The organism is Streptomyces sp. NBC_01390 (genome assembly GCF_045040105.1).
Lineage (GTDB): Bacteria > Actinomycetota > Actinomycetes > Streptomycetales > Streptomycetaceae > Streptomyces.
Map to the genome: position 1 here is coordinate 2438860 of NZ_CP109551.1, position 15745 is coordinate 2454604.

The following is a 15745-nucleotide window of genomic DNA, read 5'->3' on the forward strand; positions in this document are numbered from 1 at the left end:
TACGTCCCCTCAGCCCGCGAACGCGGCCTTGGCCTCGCTGAACAGCGCCTTCGCGCCGTCGGCCGGCTTGGTCTTGCCCTGGGCGATCTCGCCGCCGATACGCAGGAAGGCCGCCTCGACGACGTCCGCGCCGGACGGGTGCGGGGTGATCTTCCCGAGCACGCCGGCCTTGGCGACCTCGTCCTCGTAGGCCGAGACACCCTTGTTGTTGGGGTCGGTCGGCTTGAAGGCGTCGTACTGCTCGGTCGTGGCGAGGATGCCCCGGTCGTAGCCCATGATCTTGCCGACCTCGGGGTCGTGGACCATGAAGCTGATGAACTGGGCGACCTCCTTGGGGTGCTTGGTCCCGGAGAAGCCGCTGAGCATCAGCGAGCCGAGGTACTGGCCGGTGTCCTTGCCGTCCGTGGTGGGGATCGGCGCGAGCCCGTAGTCGGACTCCCCCTCACCCTCGTAACGGATGGAGAAGTTGTCCCAGGTGAATTCGGAGGCGGCGAGCCCCGCCGACAGACCGGACTTGGGCTTGACCTGCTCGATCTTCTTGGGGTCGGCGACAAGACCGGCCTTCACGCGCTTGTAGCCGTCCTCCCACCACTGCGTCACGTCGTCCTCGGTGAAGCCGAGATCGGTGTCGGTGAAGAAGGCCTTGCCGTTCTGGCGCAGGTACAGGTCGTAGAGGTACATGATGGCGAAGTAGCCGGTGTCACCGGAGATCTTCAGCTTGTCCTGGATCGTCTGCAGGGCCGCGAAGTACTCGTCCCAGGTCCAGCCGAACTTCGCCTCCACGCCCGCCTTCTTGAAGGCCTTGAGGTCGATGACGAGCGCCATGGTGTTGGCGCCGACGGGAACGCCGATCTGTTTGCCGTCGACCTGACCGTTCGCCAGAACGCCGTTGCGGAAGTTCTCCAGGCTCAGATTCCCGGCGTCCGCCTGCGCCTTGAGATCCAGCAGAACGCCGCGCTTGTCGTACTTGCGAAGGAAGCCGACCGCATTCTGGAAAACGTCCGGGGGATTACCCCCGGAGGCCTGGGTCTGGAACTTCTCCCAGTACGCCTCGTAGTCGGTGAATTCGGGCTTGATCTTTATCTTCGGATACTTCTTCTCGAAGAGCGCGATCGTCTTCTTGATAGCGATGGTGCGCGGTTCGCCGCCCCACCACGCATAACGGAGCGTCACATTCCCGTCCCCGGCGCCACTGTCACCGCCGCACCCGGTCGTTGCCGCCAGCCCCAGCGCGGCCGCCGAGGCTCCGGCCGCCTTCAGGATCGTTCGCCTCTCAACATTCCCAATTTCAGGCACAGTCAGGCCCTCCCCGCGACGTCGTTGGCGCCTGCGTGAATCGTTTCAAGTAAGCGCTTGCTGGCACAAGCTACGGAGGGGCTCGGAGTGCGTCAATGATTCGGACAGGATTTTTCTGTGAGCAGGCCGGGTGGGGGCGGAGCGCAAGTCGACCCGACCTGCTGGAACGGAGGCCGACGTCGCAGGTGAGGCGCCCGGGGTCGACCGGTCGAACATCGGCGGATCACGGGTGTTTATTTGGGGCGGGGCCGAAATGCGCCTACCGGATAGGGAGTTGGAGCCCCGCGGAATAGTCGCTCACGTCGTCGCGACGGGGGATCGACGGGAACGAGAGGCCACCCTGCCGGAGGACTTGCGGCAGCCTTTCGGGCCGCCCTGTGCGACCGCGGGAAGGATGCGGGAGGGCTCGGCGGAGTGAGCGGGGCGGAGCCGGCGACGGCCACACGGCCGGAGGGGTCGGACGGGGCTTCACGGACCCGGCCCAACGACAAGTGCGGCCCGTGTCCAATATTTCCGTGGACACGGGCCGCACTCGATCCGGTGGGCGATACTGGGTTCGAACCAGTGACCTCTTCGGTGTGAACGAAGCGCTCTCCCACTGAGCTAATCGCCCGGACGCAGAGAGAACATTACCCCATGTCAGGGGGTGCCCCCGCCATGCGCCGGATCACTGATCCTTGATCTTCCAGGGCATTTCCAGCCCGAACTTCCATACGTAGATCCCGACAAGAACCGCCACGATCACCAGCCCGATCGTCGTCAGGATGATGTTGCGGCGGCGCACCCTGGGATCGAGCGCACGCTGTGTCGCCTCGGTGACCTTGCGTTTCGTCCAGCGCAGCACCAGCTGGGCCCAGACGAACTCGGTCGCCCAGATCGCCATGCCACCGAAGATCACCAGCCAGCCCGGCCCGGGCAACGGCAGCATGACGATGCCGGCACCGACCACCGCGAGGCCCACGACGAACACGCCGACCTGCCAGCTCACGTGCAGCATCCGGCGTGCCTTGATGAATTCCGGCGCTCTCGATCCGAGCTCACGCTCGCTCGCGGCCTCGCCGGTCCCGACCTCGGCCGGTGCCGCGGCGGCCTCGCCGGGCTTGTCACTCCCCGTATTCATGCGGCCAAACCCTACCCGACGGAAACCGGTCACCGGAATGGTCGTAGCCGACGAACCGTCTCTCGGCCGGAAGAGTTACGTAAACACACGCAAAACACTCAGAGGGGTTTACAACGGCACCGTAGGTGGCATGTCGATTTCGCCGACGTGCGAATCCCCGAGCGCACACTGAGCGAAAGGCCATGGCGCTTATGAACACCACGGTCAGCTGCGAGCTGCACCTGCGCCTCGTTGTGTCGAGCGAGTCCTCACTGCCCGTTCCCGCAGGACTGCGGTATGACACGGCCGATCCCTACGCCGTGCACGCCACCTTCCACACCGGAGCCGAGGAAACCGTCGAGTGGGTGTTCGCCCGCGACCTGCTCGCGGAGGGCCTCCACCGACCCACCGGTACCGGTGACGTCCGAGTCTGGCCGTCCCGGAGTCACGGCCAGGGCGTTGTCTGCATCGCTCTGAGCTCGCCCGAGGGCGAGGCCCTGCTCGAAGCACCCGCACGAGCCCTGGAGTCCTTCCTGAAGCGAACGGACGCCGCTGTGCCACCCGGCACGGAACACCGCCACTTCGACCTCGATCAGGAGCTGTCCCACATCCTGGCGGAAAGCTAGGACGGGGCACCCCGCTGAGCCGCCCGGCGCCGTCCACTCGGGGAGACGGCTCGGGTCACTACAACCGCATATGGCACACTGCCGCCGCCCCGCGGGTTTCCCGCGGGGCGGCGGCAGTGCGTCCGCACGCCCGCCGGGGCAGGGGGCTCCCGACCCTGCCGGGCTTGACGCCCCCCCCTCCGCCGCCGCGAGCCACTAACATCGGCCAGCATCGGCGGGCGGGTGCCCGCCCGACCGCCCAGGCAGGCCAGGGAGAGCAACGTGCTGATCACCCACGACACCCGGTGCGCCCTCGACACCGTGGTCGATCTGGTGAACACCGCGCCGGACGACGACACCACGGACGCGTTGCCCGATGTCGACGCGCTCGAAGATTTCGTACGAAAGCACAACATCAGCGATATCGGCGTGCTGTCGGAGATCGATCTCGCCGCCGTGCGCAGGATCCGCGGACGGTTCGCCGGGGTCTTCGCCGCCCAGGAGGCCCGGACCGCCGCCTCACTCATCAATGAGCTGGTCGCAGCGGCGGGTACGACACCCCGGCTCACCGACCACGACGGCTACGACTGGCACGTGCACTACTTCGCCCCCGGCGCGTCCATCGCCGACCATCTGGCCGCCGACTGCGGGATGGCCCTCGCGTTCTTCGTGGTCGCCGGCGAGCAGGAGCGGCTGCGGCGCTGCGAGGCCCCGGACTGCCGACACGCCTTCGTCGACGTCTCCCGCAATCGGTCTCGCCGCTACTGCGACAGCCGCACCTGCGGAAACCGGCTTCATGTGGCGGCTTACCGGGCGCGCCGCAAGGAGTCGGCGAGCTGACGGCCGGAAAGCCTGAGCTTGATGCTGACGCAGCCCCCGGCGGATGGCGCCGGGGACTGGCGTGTACAGCTCACAGCAACAGCAGATCATGCAACGAAGCCATGAGCAGCAGACACCCGATCACCGCAAGGAAGATCATCAGCGGTGGCTGGGAAAGGGCGAAGAGGCACCCGCGCGGCTCGTCCTTCGGCGGCACGGCCTCGCTCTGTGTTGTGTCCAGCATCTCGCCGCGATGATGACGCAGCCGGGACCCTCAATGCGATCAACGCGCCCGAAATGCACGGTAGTTCGCTGAATTCCGTAATGTGCGCGGCGAGTCATGATCACTTCCGAGCGACCTCCGTCGCCTCCCGGCCGTTTGTGTCGTTTCAGTACGTCAGCCGCCGTACCCCGTCATACGCCGCGCTTCCTCAGATTCCGTGCTTCTTCATATGCCGTGCTTCTTCAGGATCGCCTCGATGTCGCTGAAGTCGTCACCGGCACCGCGCGGCTTGGCAGCGGGCTGGGCCGCCGGGCGGGAGGCGTTGCCCCGCCCCTGGGCCAGCGAGGGCGCGGAGGCCGCCGGAGCCACCGCCTCACGCTGCGCAGACCGCATCTCCGCACGTTCCTTTCGGGTACCGCCCCTTCGCCGCTCCACGGCGCGAGTGGCCGTGAAGAGCAGCCAGGCGCCGCCGAGCACGCAGAATCCCGCCCAGGCGGAGGGGCTGAACGCGGTGTCGGCCACCCACCCGACCACCCCGGTCATCACCAGGCCGATGGGAACCAGCGAGTACGCGGCGATTCGGGCGGCCGCGAGAAAACGCTTGCGGTACGCCGTGACCACCGCGATGCCCAGGCCGGCCACGGAGACGGCGGAACACACTGTCTCGGCAATCATCCGGTCCTCCAGGCGTTCGGTAACGCGGGTGCGGTTCGTCCCTTCCATCCTGCACCGCCCGGCCCCCCGGAAGCCATGCTCCGACCCGACATCAGGGACATCTCCGGGTCGGCTCCTCCCCAGGTCCCGGTCCCCCGTACGCCGCAGGCGCTCGCGGCTGGGAAACTGGTGCCCATGAGCGACTCCTCCCCCGCGTCCGCCGACACCCCTGCCCCGGCCTCCGTCCCGGTCCTGGAGGTCTGGTGCGAACTCCAGTGCCCGGACTGCCGTACGGCCCTGGACGACGTACGCGCCCTGCGCGCCCGCTACGGCGACCGGCTGGAGCTGCGGCTGCGGCACTTCCCGCTGGAGCGGCACAAGCACTCCTTCGCCGCCGCGCAGGCCGCCGAGGAAGCCGCTGAGCAGGGTCAGGGATGGCCGTACGTCGAGGCCGTACTCGGCCGGGTGGAGGAGCTCGACCGTGGGGGCGAACCCTTCCTGGTCGAGGTGGCGGGCGAACTGGGCCTGGACGCCGAGGAGTTCGACACCGCGCTGATCGACGGCCGGCACATCCTGATCGTCGACGCCGACCAGGCCGAGGGCAAGGCCATCGGCGTGACGGGCACGCCGACGTACGTCATCGGCGACAAGCGGCTGGACGGCGGCAAGAACCAGGAGGGGCTGCGGGAGCGGATCGAGGAGATCGTGGACCGTCTGCTCGCCGGACAGGACGCCTGACTCCTGAGGCGCTCCCGTCCGTCGTATCGGCCCCGGTCGCCGTTGGCCTACAGCAGGTCCTTGTACAGGTGGTGCATCGCCGTCTCGTACCCCAGCGACTCGTAGAGCCGTTCCGCCGGCCGGTTGCCCGCGAAGACGTTCAGGGAGATGGCCGGGCGCCCGGCCGCGACCGACTGGGCCTCCGCAAGGAGCATGAGGGAACGGCCGTGGCCTCGGCCCCGGTGTTCCGCGTCGACCTCGACCTTGTAGACGAAGCCACGGCCCTCGCGGGAGCCGAGCCACAGGATGCCGGCCCGGGTGCCCTCGTGTTCGAGGACACTGAGTGTCATGCCCTCGCTGGCCACACCCCGCGGCAGCATCCGCTCGTAGTCCCGCTTCGCCTTGGCGTGCGCCTCCGCCTCCGGCACCCCCCGCTCGATCCAGCTCGCCGCGTAGTCCAGCCTGGCCACCGCCACCCACACCACGAACTCTGCGTCCGTCATGGGCCGGCCACGACTCCCGGCAGGCAGTTCGGGCGGGGCGGTGCCGAGCGCCTTGTCCATGTGGCGGTTGCGCAGCACATAGCCGAGCGCGGTCGCGAGCCGCAGCGCCGCCGGTGCGTCGGCCGGGACGGACACCTCGATGCGACGGCAGCCCCAGCCGCGCGCCACCTCCTCCGCGGCCAGCGCGGCCACCGTGGCCCGGCCGCGCCGACGATCGCGTTCGTCGATCCGGAGGTCCAGTACCTTCGCCACCTCGTCCCCGAAATCGGGGTCGGTGCCGAGGTGTACCGTGCCGACGGGACGGCTGTTCACGCACACCTTGTATCGACGTGAACGTGCCCCGTCGGCCTCGCGCTGCAGCGGCTCGATCGGCCGCAGGGTGGTGGTCATCAGAGGTTGTTCTACCCGCTGCGGACGTCTGCGGCAGCTTCATTTTCGCGGCTTTCCCCGCTCATCGCCCCTGGGTCAGGGGTCGAGGTCGTCCCCCGCCCTCTCGTCGAAAACCCGCATCGCCTTGGCCGTCACCGGCCCCGGCGCGTCCGGGAGTTGGCGGGCGTCGACGCGCCGCACGGCCTGTACGTCCCTCAGGGTGGACGTCAGGAAGATCTCGTCGGCGCCTGCCAGAACGTCCAGCGGCAGATCGGTCTCCTTGGCGCCCGTCCACTCGACGGCGAGGGCACGAGTGACGCCGGCGAGGCAGCCGGAGGCGAGTGGCGGGGTGTGGATCTCACCGTCCAGGACGACGAAGACGTTGGACCCCGTCCCCTCGCACAGTTGCCCGACCGTATTGCCGAACAGGGCCTCGGACGCGTCCTGTTCGCGCGCCCTGGCGAGAGCGACGACGTTCTCGGCGTACGACGTGGTCTTCAGGCCGGTGACGGCGCCCCGTTCGTTGCGCGTCCAGGGGACCGTGATCACGGCGGTCGAGTCGGGACGCCGGACGGACTCGCCGAGGGCGACGACCAGGGTCGGGCCGTGCTCCCCGCGGTCGGAGCCGAGGGGGCCGTGACCGCCGGTGTACGTGATGCGCAGGCGCCCCAGCGGCATCGGGTTGGCGGCGAGCACGGCCGTGCAGGCGCCGCGGACCTCGTCGAGGTCGGGGTCGGGCAGGCCGAGGCCGCGGGCCGAGCGGGTCAGCCGGTCCAGGTGGCGGGTGAGCGCGAAGGGCCGGCCATGGACCGCCTTCACCGTCTCGAAGATGCCGTCGCCCACGGTCAGCCCGTGGTCGAACACGGAGACACGGGCGGACTCGATGTCCTGCAGACCGCCGTCGAGCCAGAGCTTCACTGGTCATTACCTCGCTGGAATGTGTCGGACGCGTCATTCGGTACGGCTTCTCGGCCGGGGAGCGGCGGGCCGTGGCCCGGGGGGACACACCGGGTAGAGGGTTCCTCCCCGTCGCCGCTCACCTCGTACTCTCCCGACGCTACCGCGAGCAGCCGGGACGCCTTCAGCTCGGTCTCGCGCCACTCCCCCTCCGGGTCCGAACCCCAGGTGATGCCCGCTCCAGTGCCGAAGCGCAGCATGCCGTCGGCCCGGTCGATCCAGAACGTGCGGATACCGACCGCCAGTTCGCCCGTCCCCCGGTCCGCGTCGACCCAGCCGACGCCTCCGCAGTACGGGCCCCGGGGCGCCGTCTCCAGGGCGTCGATGATCCGCAGGGCGCTCGACTTGGGCGCGCCGGTCACCGAACCGGGCGGAAACGCGGCCGCCAGCAGCTCCGGCCAGCCGGTGTGCGGGCGCAGTTCGCCCCGTACCGTCGACACGAGATGGACCAGCCCCGGGTGCTTCTCGACGACGCACAGTTCGGGAACGGTCACCGAACCGGTCGCGCAGACGCGCCCGAGGTCGTTGCGGACCAGGTCCACGATCATCACGTTCTCGGCGTAGTCCTTCTCCAGGAGGTCCGCCTCGGTGCGTCCGGTGCCCTTGATCGGGCCCGACTCGACGGTTCGTCCGTCGCGACGGAGGAAGAGCTCGGGGGACGCGGTGGCGATCTCGACGCCGTGGGCCGGCAGGCGGATCGTTCCTGCATACGGTGCCGGGTTGCCGTGCGCGAGCAGCGAGGTCAGCGCGTCCACGTCCGCGTCGGGTGCGACGGGCGCGGACAGCACCCGGCAGAGGTTCGCCTGATAGACCTCGCCGGTCGCGATGTGCTCGCGGATACGGCGTACCCCCGCCGTGTACGCGGCGCGATCGAGGGACGACGCCCAGTCACCGGCGGCCGGACCCCGCCACTCCCCCGGCCTCGGCGCGCGGACCGGTTCCTCCCGTACGTCCCGGAAGCGAGCGCAGGTCAGACGGCCCTCGTAGTCCGCGGACACGGCCCAGAATCCGGTGGATTCGAGGGCCGCGGGATCGCTGGTGACATCGAGGAGACCGGTGGCGACGAGACCGCCGAAGCGGGCGAGGGGAGCGAGATCGGACACACCGCCGAGTCTATGGCGGGTGTCCTGCGGGTGCCCTGACCATGTCTTCGAGCAGGCACAGCGCAGCACGCTGCACAAACGCGTTTTTGTACTGGCCCCGGAATCCGCTAGAGTTCAACTCGTCGCCGGGACGCGAGAGCGCACCGAAACGACACGCGGACGTAGCTCAGTTGGTAGAGCGCAACCTTGCCAAGGTTGAGGTCGCCAGTTCGAACCTGGTCGTCCGCTCGCAGGAAGAGGGGGATCTTCCCGAACCCCCGCACTCCTGGTGGAGTGGCCGAGAGGCGAGGCAACGGCCTGCAAAGCCGTCTACACGGGTTCAAATCCCGTCTCCACCTCCAAGGACGATTAGCTCAGCGGGAGAGCGCTTCCCTGACACGGAAGAGGTCACTGGTTCAATCCCAGTATCGTCCACTGGTCCGCAAGGACCTTGATCCGCAAGGGTCCCCGCGCGATTAGCTCAGCGGGAGAGCGCTTCCCTGACACGGAAGAGGTCACTGGTTCAATCCCAGTATCGCGCACGCGGTAATCACGACTCGCGGTCTTCGGATCGTGGTCCCGAGGACGATTAGCTCAGCGGGAGAGCGCTTCCCTGACACGGAAGAGGTCACTGGTTCAATCCCAGTATCGTCCACATATCGAAGAAGCCCCCGACCGTCTCGTACGGTTGGGGGCTTCTTCGTGTACCGGCCAAACGTTCCGGTCGGACTTGTCGGTCGGACGTACCGGTCAGCTGGAGAACAGCATGTGGCCGAAGCTCTTGTGGCGCTTGCCGCCGTAGTGACCGCCATGGCCTCCGTGGCCGCCGTGATGACCGCCCTGCGGGGCGCCCCAGGCGGGTGCGGGAGCAGCGGGGTAGCCCTGTGGGGCCGGGGGCGGCGGGGCGGCGGGCCCCGACCACTGGGACTCCACGCGGGTCAGCGCCTCCAGCTCGCCGTAGTCGAGGAAGATCCCCCGGCAGCCGCTGCACTGCTCGATCTGAACTCCGTTGCGGTTGTACGTGTGCATCGGCGCGTGGCACTTCGGACACTGCATGCTCGGCTCAACTCCCTGCCGTCGGTACGGCTTCTTGATCCGGTTTCGCTTCTCGCCAGAACAGACTCTGTCCGGCTCCGGTCGGTTGCACCCTACTTCGCGTGGCCCTGGGTCAACTCGGGTGGTACCGAACCCATTCGGGCACATGCGTCGACCACGGCCTGCTGTACCTCGTCCAACGGGCGGTCCGCGGCCGTCGCCTTGACGATCGCCAGGGCCGCCGTCTGCACGGTGAGAGCGCGGGCGGCGACGTCCAGGGCGGGCCAGGGGTCGCCGTCGGCGGGTACGGCCGGGCCGCCCGCCGTGCGGTAGGCGGCCAGGAACCGGGTCCACTCGTCGGGCGGGAGCAGTCCGCAGGCGTACCAGGCGGCCGGGCGGGCCAGGTCCCAGGCGGGGGCACCGACGCCGAGGTCGTCCACGTCGATGAGGAGCCAGGGGCCGTCCGGGGCGGGGTGGCGGACCAGCTGGCCCAGGTGGAGGTCGCCGTGACAGAGGGTCGTGAGGGCCGGCCCGTCGTCGGGGTGAGGGTCAGGGGTTCCCGGGGCAGGGGTTCCCGGGTCAGGGGTTCCCGGGGCAGGGGTCTGCCCTCTGGCCCAGGCCGGCAGGGCCGCCCAGGCGCGCAGGACGGGCTCGGTGGCCGGCTGGAGCGTCTGGGGGGTGGTGGCCCGGAGGCGGGCGATGGCGCGGGCCGCCTTGGCCGGGCCGCGCATGGGCGGCAGTCCGGGCGGGGCGGGGGTGCGGTGGAGGCGGGCGAGCAGGGTGGCGGCCTCCTCCCAGGGTGCCGCGTCCGGATCCTCCGGGTCGACCGGGGCGCCGTACGGCCAGAACGTCACGAGTCTGCCGTGCAGGTCGACGGGGGTCGGGCTGAGCGGGGGCAGGAGTATGCCTGGGAGGCGGGCGGCGAGGGCCAGGCGGGCGGTGAGTTCGGTGGGGGTGGTGTCGGGGGCGTGCGCTTTGGCGACGGTGTCGGCGTGGCGGACGACTGTGCCGTCGGGGCGGTCGGTGAGGGTGTCCGCTCCGCAGGGGCAGGGGCAGGGGCAGGGGTGGGGGTGGGTGCGTGAGTGGGCCTTGGCCTTGGCTCGGGTGGTGAGGTCGGAGAGCAAGGGGGTGGCGGTCACGGGGCTCCTGATGCGCTGTGCGGGTCTGGTCGGGAGGGTACGGGGTGATTGCCGGGTGCGGTGGGGTGTTTCGCCCCCGCCGCCCCTACCCGTCCCATCTCCAGGGGCTCCGCCCCTTCGACCCCGCCAGGGGCTGTGCCCCTGGACCCCCTTCGGCCTGAACGGCCTCGTCCTCAAACGCCGGACGGGCTGAAATGCCTGGGTGTGACCGGCGGTCTCGTCCTCGAGCGCCGGACGGGCTGAAATGCCTGGGTGTGACCGGCGGTCTCGTCCTCGAGCGCCGGACGGGCTGGGGGTGGCCGGGCTGACGGGGGCAAAGCAATGCCCGCGCAGCTCCCCAGCTGCGCGGGCATTTTTTGCCGTCCGCCGCACCCCCGTCCCCACGGGGTTTCATGGGTGGATGTCCCCGCCCGGACCGCTCTTCCGGGCCTGGGGTCGCCGCTCAGCGCCCCAGCATCACACCCACGGACGACGCTTGTGTGACCACTGCTTCCCAGCCGCCGAAGACGACCACGAGCAGGGCTGCCAGGGGGAGGACCATCGCCGTCGCCACCAGTGGGTGGCGCTGGCCCTGCCGGCGCGGACGGAACGCGGCGATGTACGCCTTGCGTCCCTGTGTGCGGAGCGCCGTCCGCGATGCCGTGTGGGCCATGGTCCCTCTCCTGACCGTTCTTCTGTTGGTTGGCAAGCGGCGGGTGTCTGACCTCGGGGGACGAGTGCTGCACCCGCCGCTTGACCTCAAATCTAGGCTGCCGACGAGTACCGGTCGTCATGCCCTCGTACCGATTGCCGGGCCTCCCGGAGGATGACCCGTGACCTGCGGAGTACTCCCCTGGGTGGAGACGGGGTCCTAGGTCTCAGGGTCTTCCCGGAGGGGGTGCCCGGTGTGTCCCTACTGTTCCGAGCTGTCCTCCCTCGGCACCGGCTGCTCCACCAGGGCCAGGACACGGTTCGCCATGAAGCGGGCGGTGCGGACTACTGATCCGTTCCTCGTGACTTCGCTCACTTCCACGACACCTCGACGGACCGCCGTCTCCACCCTGCGGCCCGCCCTGCTCGCCACCACCTCGTAGGTACGTGTGGTGTCCCCGGCATCCACGACTATCTCCACGCGGTCACCCTTCACGGGTTCAATCCCCCTTCTGTGACGGGTGGTTGGGATCACACACGACGTCAAGCCGCCCTGTTCGCGCGCTCCCTGACCACCCCTCAAGTCTCCCACCCGGCACTGACAATCCATCGGAACGAGAGGGCGCGGCCTCTGCGCGCACCCGGCCGTGGAAACGTAAGCTGTCGCTCGTCAAACGGACCGGGCAGCGGGGATGAACATGGCGATGATGCGCCTGAGGCGCGAGGACCCGCGCGTCGTCGGCTCGTTCAGGCTTCACAGACGGCTCGGCGCGGGCGGGATGGGCGTTGTCTACCTGGGCTCCGACAAGCGGGGACAGCGGGTCGCGCTGAAGGTGATCCGGCCCGACCTGGCGGAGGATCAGGAGTTCCGTTCCCGGTTCGCTCGTGAGGTCTCCGCCGCGCGGCGGATCAGGGGTGGGTGTACGGCACGGCTTGTCGCCGCCGACCTGGACGCGGACCGGCCGTGGTTCGCCACGCAGTACGTGCCCGGGCCCTCCCTGCACGACAAGGTGGTCGACGAGGGATCGCTCACCGCGGCCGACGTCGCCTCCATCGGTGCCGCCCTCGCCGAGGGGCTGGTCGCGGTGCACGAGGCCGGTGTCGTACACCGGGACCTGAAGCCGTCCAACATCCTGCTGTCCCCGAAGGGGCCGCGGATCATCGACTTCGGCATCGCCTGGGCGACCGGTGCCTCGACGCTCACCCATGTCGGTACGGCGGTCGGCTCGCCCGGCTTCCTCGCTCCCGAACAGGTGCGCGGGGCTGCCGTGACGCCGGCCACGGACGTGTTCTCGCTGGGTGCCACGCTCGCGTACGCCTCGATGGCCGACTCGCCCTTCGGGCACGGCAGTTCCGAGGTGATGCTGTACCGCGTGGTCCACGAGGAGGCCCACCTGCAGGGCGTTCCGGACGCGCTGGCACCCCTCGTACGGGCGTGTCTGGCCAAGGATCCGGAGGAGCGGCCCAGCACGCTCCAGCTGTCGTTGCGGCTCAAGGAGATCGCGGCGCGCGAGGCGCAGGGCATGGCGGACGTACGGCCGCCCGGGCCTCGAGCCGCCGAGGCGGACCGGCCGACGGGGCGGCTCACCGAGAGCTATCCGGACCAGCGGCCCCCCTATCACTCCCAGACGCAGCCCCACTCGCAGTCCGCGTCCCAGCCCCAGTCCCAGCGGCGTCCGCAGGGGCCGGCCTCGGGTACTTCCGGGTCGCGTGGGGGCGTTCCGTCTCGGGGTGGCGGGGGTCCGCGCGGTGGTTCTCCCTCGTCACGTTCCGGGGCACGGCCCGTTCCCGGTGCGCGGAACACGGCCGGATCCGGGAGCCGTTCGGGACCGCGCAGTGGCACCGGTCGGCCTGTGCCGCGCGGTACGGGGACCGGGCGACGGCCCGCCAATCCGCGGCTGCTGCGCCAGCGGCTGTTCGTGTTCGTCGTGGTGACGCTGCTGGTGGCCCTGGGGATCGCGGCCGCTCAGGGGTGCCAGGGGCCCAGCCGTGGGCTCGGCGACGACAGTGGTCGCAGCGGAGGCGGGCGGGAACAGCAGCGGCAGGAACAGCAGGAACAGGCGCGGCCGGACGACAAACCCGGTGGTGGCGATGGGTCGGCGGCTTCCGTTCCGCCTCGGTCCAGCCTCGTTCTGCCTCGGTCCAGCTCCGACGCGAACTCCGACTGACGTCCGTCGGGCCTGAGGACCGAGGCTCGGGGCCCTGTCCGTTTGCGCTCGGGTCAGCTCTGTCCGGGGGTGGGGCGGCCTGTCGCCACCGCGTAGAAGGCGACCGCTGCCGCCGCGCCCACGTTGAGGGAGTCGACGCCGTGGGCCATGGGGATACGGACCCATTCGTCGGCGGCCACCAGGGCCTGGGTGGAGAGACCGTCGCCCTCCGCGCCGAGCATCAGGGCGACGCGGTGCATCTTGTGCGGGGCCGTCTCGTCGAGGGTCTTGGCCTTCTCGTCGGGGGTGAGGGCCAGGAGCGTGAAGCCCGCCTCGCGGACCGAGTCGAGGCCCTTCGGCCAGGTGTCCAGCCGGGCGTACGGGACGGAGAAGACCGCGCCCATCGAGACCTTGACGCTGCGTCGGTACAGAGGGTCCGCGCAGTCCGGGGAGAGCAGGACCGCGTCCATACCGAGGGCCGCTGCGCTGCGGAAGATCGCGCCGATGTTGGTGTGGTCGTTGACCGACTCCATGACCACCACCCTGCGTGCGGTCTGCAGGAGTTCGTCGGCCGTCGGGAGGGGTTTGCGCTGCATGGAGGCGAGGGCGCCGCGGTGCACGTGGTAGCCGGTGACGCGTTCGGCGAGCTCCGGGCTGACCGCGTACACCGGGGCCGGGAGTTCGTCGATGACGTCGCGCATGACGTCGACCCACTTCGCGGACAGGAGCATCGAGCGCATCTCGTAGCCGGCGTCCTTGGCCCGTCTGATGACCTTTTCGCCCTCGGCGATGAAGAGGCCCTCCGCGGGCTCGCGTTTGCGGCGCAGTTCGACGTCGGTCAGGCCCGTGTAGTCGCGCAGGCGCGGGTCGGCGGGGTCCTCGACGGTGATGAGATCGGCCACAGAGGTGATACTGCCTTGTCCTGGGTGCGGTGCCAACGGCTGGGAACGGATTGGGTTACCGGGGGTTACATCGATGGCTCCCGGCCTGTCTCCGGGCCTTCTTCCGGGCCTACGTTCACGACCGCGCCGATCACGATCACCGCGGGGGGCTTCACGTCCTGCGTACGGACCGTCTCGCCGACCGTCGCCAGGGTCGCGTCGACGCGGCGCTGGGCCGCTGTCGTGCCCTCCTGGACCAAGGCGACCGGGGTGTCCGGGGACTTGCCGTGCGCGACCAGGGTCTCCGCGATCCGGCCGATCTTGTCGACGCCCATGAGGACGACGAGCGTACCGGTCAGCTTCGCGAGGGACGGCCAGTCCACCAGGGAGCGTTCGTCGTCGGGGGCGACATGTCCGCTGACCACGGTGAACTCATGGGCGACCCCGCGGTGGGTGACCGGGATGCCGGCCGCGCCCGGGACGGAGATCGAACTGGAGATGCCGGGGACGACCGTGCAGGCGATGCCCGCCTCGGCCAGCGCCTGGACCTCTTCCATGCCCCGGCCGTAGACGTACGGGTCGCCGCCCTTGAGCCGTACGACCCGCTTGCCCAGCTTCGCGTGTTCGATCAGCGCGTTGTTGATGGCCTCCTGGGCCATGTAGCGGCCGTACGGGATCTTCGCGGCGTCGATCACCTCGACGTGCGGCGGCAGTTCGGCGAGAAGGTCGCGCGGGCCGAGCCGGTCCGCGATGACCACGTCCGCCTCGGCGAGCAGCCGACGGCCCCGGACCGTGATCAGGTCCGGGTCGCCCGGGCCGCCGCCGACCAGCGAGACGCCGGGGGCGCGGGTGCGGTGGTGGGGCGCGACGAGGGTGCCGTCGCGCAGTCCCTCGACGACCGCGTCGCGGATGGCGGCGGTGTGGCGGGGGTCGCGGCCCTTGGCGTCCGTGGTGAGGACGGCGACCGTGACGCCCTCGCTGTGGCCGGTGGCCGGGGTCCAGGCCGTCGCCGCGTCGGCGTCGTCGGAGCGGACGCACCAGACGCGGTGGCGTTCGGCTTCGGCGGAGGCGTGGGCGTTGGCCTGTGTGTCGCTGGTCGCGATCAGGGCGTACCAGGCGTCCGCCAGGTCGCCGTCCGCGTACGGGCGGCGCTCCCAGGTGAGTTCGCCCGCGTCCGCCATCGCCTCCACGGAGGGGGTTGCCTCCGGGGAGACGAGGAGGATGTCCGCGCCCGCCGCGATGAGGGCGGGGAGGCGGCGCTGGGCCACCTGGCCGGCGCCCAGGACCACGACTCGGCGGCCGGTGAGGCGGAGGCCTACGGGGTAGGCGGGGTGTTCGGCCATGGGGGTGCGGCTCCCTCTTGCGGGTGGTTCTGATCAGGGGCCTGGGGTTTTGGGGCGGGCCCTGACGTGCGCATTTTACGGTGCGGGGTAGGTGGGGGCTGGGGTGGGGTTTTCCCCTCCCCGAGCCCACCCCTTCCCGAAACTGGGGGCTCTGCCCCCAGGCCCCCCTGTACGTGCGGCGCCGCGCGGCTGTGCCCACCCGTTCCGCCCTGCGGAACGACTGCCCACAGCCGCGCGGCGCCGCCG

Annotated in this window: 17 protein-coding genes and 6 tRNA genes; 9 read left to right on the top strand and 14 right to left on the bottom strand. The window is 70.1% G+C overall.

What is annotated here, in order from left to right; translation table 11 throughout:
* Positions 1-9 precede the first annotated feature (9 nt).
* From OG241_RS10950 to OG241_RS10960, 3 genes are all read right to left on the bottom strand, one after another.
* The gene (locus OG241_RS10950; protein WP_405815033.1) at positions 10-1296 is read right to left on the bottom strand and encodes an ABC transporter substrate-binding protein; all 1287 of its coding nucleotides are present in this window, start codon (positions 1294-1296) and stop codon (positions 10-12) included.
* A 541-nt stretch (positions 1297-1837) separates the two neighbouring features.
* A tRNA-Val gene (locus tag OG241_RS10955) sits at positions 1838-1909 on the bottom strand.
* A gap of 54 nt (positions 1910-1963) precedes the next feature.
* A complete protein-coding gene (locus tag OG241_RS10960; RefSeq protein ID WP_405826147.1) occupies positions 1964-2416 on the bottom strand; it encodes a TIGR02611 family protein in 453 nt (150 codons plus the stop codon).
* 191 nt (positions 2417-2607) lie between these two features.
* On the opposite strand from OG241_RS10960, the gene OG241_RS10965 reads away from it, so the two are divergent.
* Together OG241_RS10965 and OG241_RS10970 are read left to right on the top strand one after the other, a co-directional pair.
* Complete coding sequence (locus tag OG241_RS10965) at positions 2608-3021, top strand: SsgA family sporulation/cell division regulator (RefSeq protein ID WP_004002642.1); 414 nt, start codon at positions 2608-2610, stop codon at positions 3019-3021.
* 261 nt (positions 3022-3282) lie between these two features.
* On the top strand, positions 3283-3840 hold the full coding sequence (locus OG241_RS10970; RefSeq protein ID WP_405815034.1) for a CGNR zinc finger domain-containing protein: 558 nt from the start codon (positions 3283-3285) through the stop codon (positions 3838-3840).
* A gap of 70 nt (positions 3841-3910) precedes the next feature.
* On the opposite strand, the gene OG241_RS10975 is transcribed toward OG241_RS10970, so the two are convergent.
* Positions 3911-4063: a hypothetical protein gene (locus OG241_RS10975; RefSeq protein ID WP_006375961.1), complete on the bottom strand. Its 153-nt coding sequence runs from the start codon at positions 4061-4063 to the stop codon at positions 3911-3913.
* Between the two features lie 204 nt (positions 4064-4267).
* Complete coding sequence (locus OG241_RS10980) at positions 4268-4717, bottom strand: hypothetical protein (RefSeq protein WP_405815036.1); 450 nt, start codon at positions 4715-4717, stop codon at positions 4268-4270.
* 174 nt (positions 4718-4891) lie between these two features.
* Here OG241_RS10980 and OG241_RS10985 point away from each other — a divergent pair, with 174 nt between their 5' ends.
* On the top strand, positions 4892-5434 hold the full coding sequence (locus OG241_RS10985) for a DsbA family protein (protein WP_405815038.1): 543 nt from the start codon (positions 4892-4894) through the stop codon (positions 5432-5434).
* A gap of 47 nt (positions 5435-5481) precedes the next feature.
* Here the strand turns inward: OG241_RS10985 and OG241_RS10990 are convergent, their stop codons facing one another.
* From OG241_RS10990 to OG241_RS11000, 3 genes are all read right to left on the bottom strand, one after another.
* Positions 5482-6306, bottom strand: coding sequence for a GNAT family N-acetyltransferase (locus OG241_RS10990; RefSeq protein ID WP_405815039.1), 825 nt, complete (start codon positions 6304-6306; stop codon positions 5482-5484).
* A 75-nt stretch (positions 6307-6381) separates the two neighbouring features.
* Positions 6382-7203, bottom strand: coding sequence for an aminotransferase class IV (locus OG241_RS10995; protein WP_405815040.1), 822 nt, complete (start codon positions 7201-7203; stop codon positions 6382-6384).
* The gene (locus tag OG241_RS11000) at positions 7200-8345 is read right to left on the bottom strand and encodes a chorismate-binding protein (RefSeq protein ID WP_405815042.1); all 1146 of its coding nucleotides are present in this window, start codon (positions 8343-8345) and stop codon (positions 7200-7202) included. Before OG241_RS11000 ends, OG241_RS10995 begins: the two co-directional genes overlap by 4 nt.
* Positions 8346-8500: 155 nt before the next feature.
* Between OG241_RS11000 and OG241_RS11005 the strand changes: the two genes are divergently transcribed.
* From OG241_RS11005 to OG241_RS11025, 5 genes are all read left to right on the top strand, one after another.
* Positions 8501-8573, top strand: a tRNA-Gly gene (locus OG241_RS11005).
* Between the two features lie 39 nt (positions 8574-8612).
* A tRNA-Cys gene (locus tag OG241_RS11010) sits at positions 8613-8686 on the top strand.
* A 1-nt stretch (position 8687) separates the two neighbouring features.
* Positions 8688-8759 (top strand) — tRNA-Val (locus OG241_RS11015).
* Between the two features lie 35 nt (positions 8760-8794).
* Positions 8795-8866, top strand: a tRNA-Val gene (locus OG241_RS11020).
* A gap of 41 nt (positions 8867-8907) precedes the next feature.
* A tRNA-Val gene (locus OG241_RS11025) sits at positions 8908-8979 on the top strand.
* Positions 8980-9074: 95 nt separating this feature from the next.
* Here the strand turns inward: OG241_RS11025 and OG241_RS11030 are convergent.
* The 4 genes from OG241_RS11030 to OG241_RS11045 all read right to left on the bottom strand — a co-directional run bounded on the left by OG241_RS11030 (position 9075) and on the right by OG241_RS11045 (position 11624).
* Entirely contained in the window at positions 9075-9380 is a 306-nt protein-coding gene (locus OG241_RS11030) for a zf-TFIIB domain-containing protein (RefSeq protein WP_319094027.1), read from the bottom strand.
* A 92-nt stretch (positions 9381-9472) separates the two neighbouring features.
* Complete coding sequence (locus OG241_RS11035) at positions 9473-10498, bottom strand: phosphotransferase (protein WP_405815043.1); 1026 nt, start codon at positions 10496-10498, stop codon at positions 9473-9475.
* Positions 10499-10940: 442 nt separating this feature from the next.
* The gene (locus OG241_RS11040; protein WP_006375967.1) at positions 10941-11150 is read right to left on the bottom strand and encodes a hypothetical protein; all 210 of its coding nucleotides are present in this window, start codon (positions 11148-11150) and stop codon (positions 10941-10943) included.
* Positions 11151-11390: 240 nt separating this feature from the next.
* Complete coding sequence (locus tag OG241_RS11045; RefSeq protein WP_044472070.1) at positions 11391-11624, bottom strand: hypothetical protein; 234 nt, start codon at positions 11622-11624, stop codon at positions 11391-11393.
* A gap of 196 nt (positions 11625-11820) precedes the next feature.
* Between OG241_RS11045 and OG241_RS11050 the strand changes: the two genes are divergently transcribed.
* Positions 11821-13296, top strand: coding sequence for a serine/threonine-protein kinase (locus tag OG241_RS11050; protein WP_405815044.1), 1476 nt, complete (start codon positions 11821-11823; stop codon positions 13294-13296).
* A gap of 53 nt (positions 13297-13349) precedes the next feature.
* Here OG241_RS11050 and OG241_RS11055 read toward each other — a convergent pair whose 3' ends face one another.
* Together OG241_RS11055 and cobA are read right to left on the bottom strand one after the other, a co-directional pair.
* Complete coding sequence (locus tag OG241_RS11055; RefSeq protein WP_405815045.1) at positions 13350-14177, bottom strand: TrmH family RNA methyltransferase; 828 nt, start codon at positions 14175-14177, stop codon at positions 13350-13352.
* A 65-nt stretch (positions 14178-14242) separates the two neighbouring features.
* On the bottom strand, positions 14243-15499 hold the full coding sequence (cobA, locus tag OG241_RS11060; RefSeq protein WP_405815046.1) for a uroporphyrinogen-III C-methyltransferase: 1257 nt from the start codon (positions 15497-15499) through the stop codon (positions 14243-14245).
* Between the last annotated feature and the right edge of the window lie 246 nt (positions 15500-15745).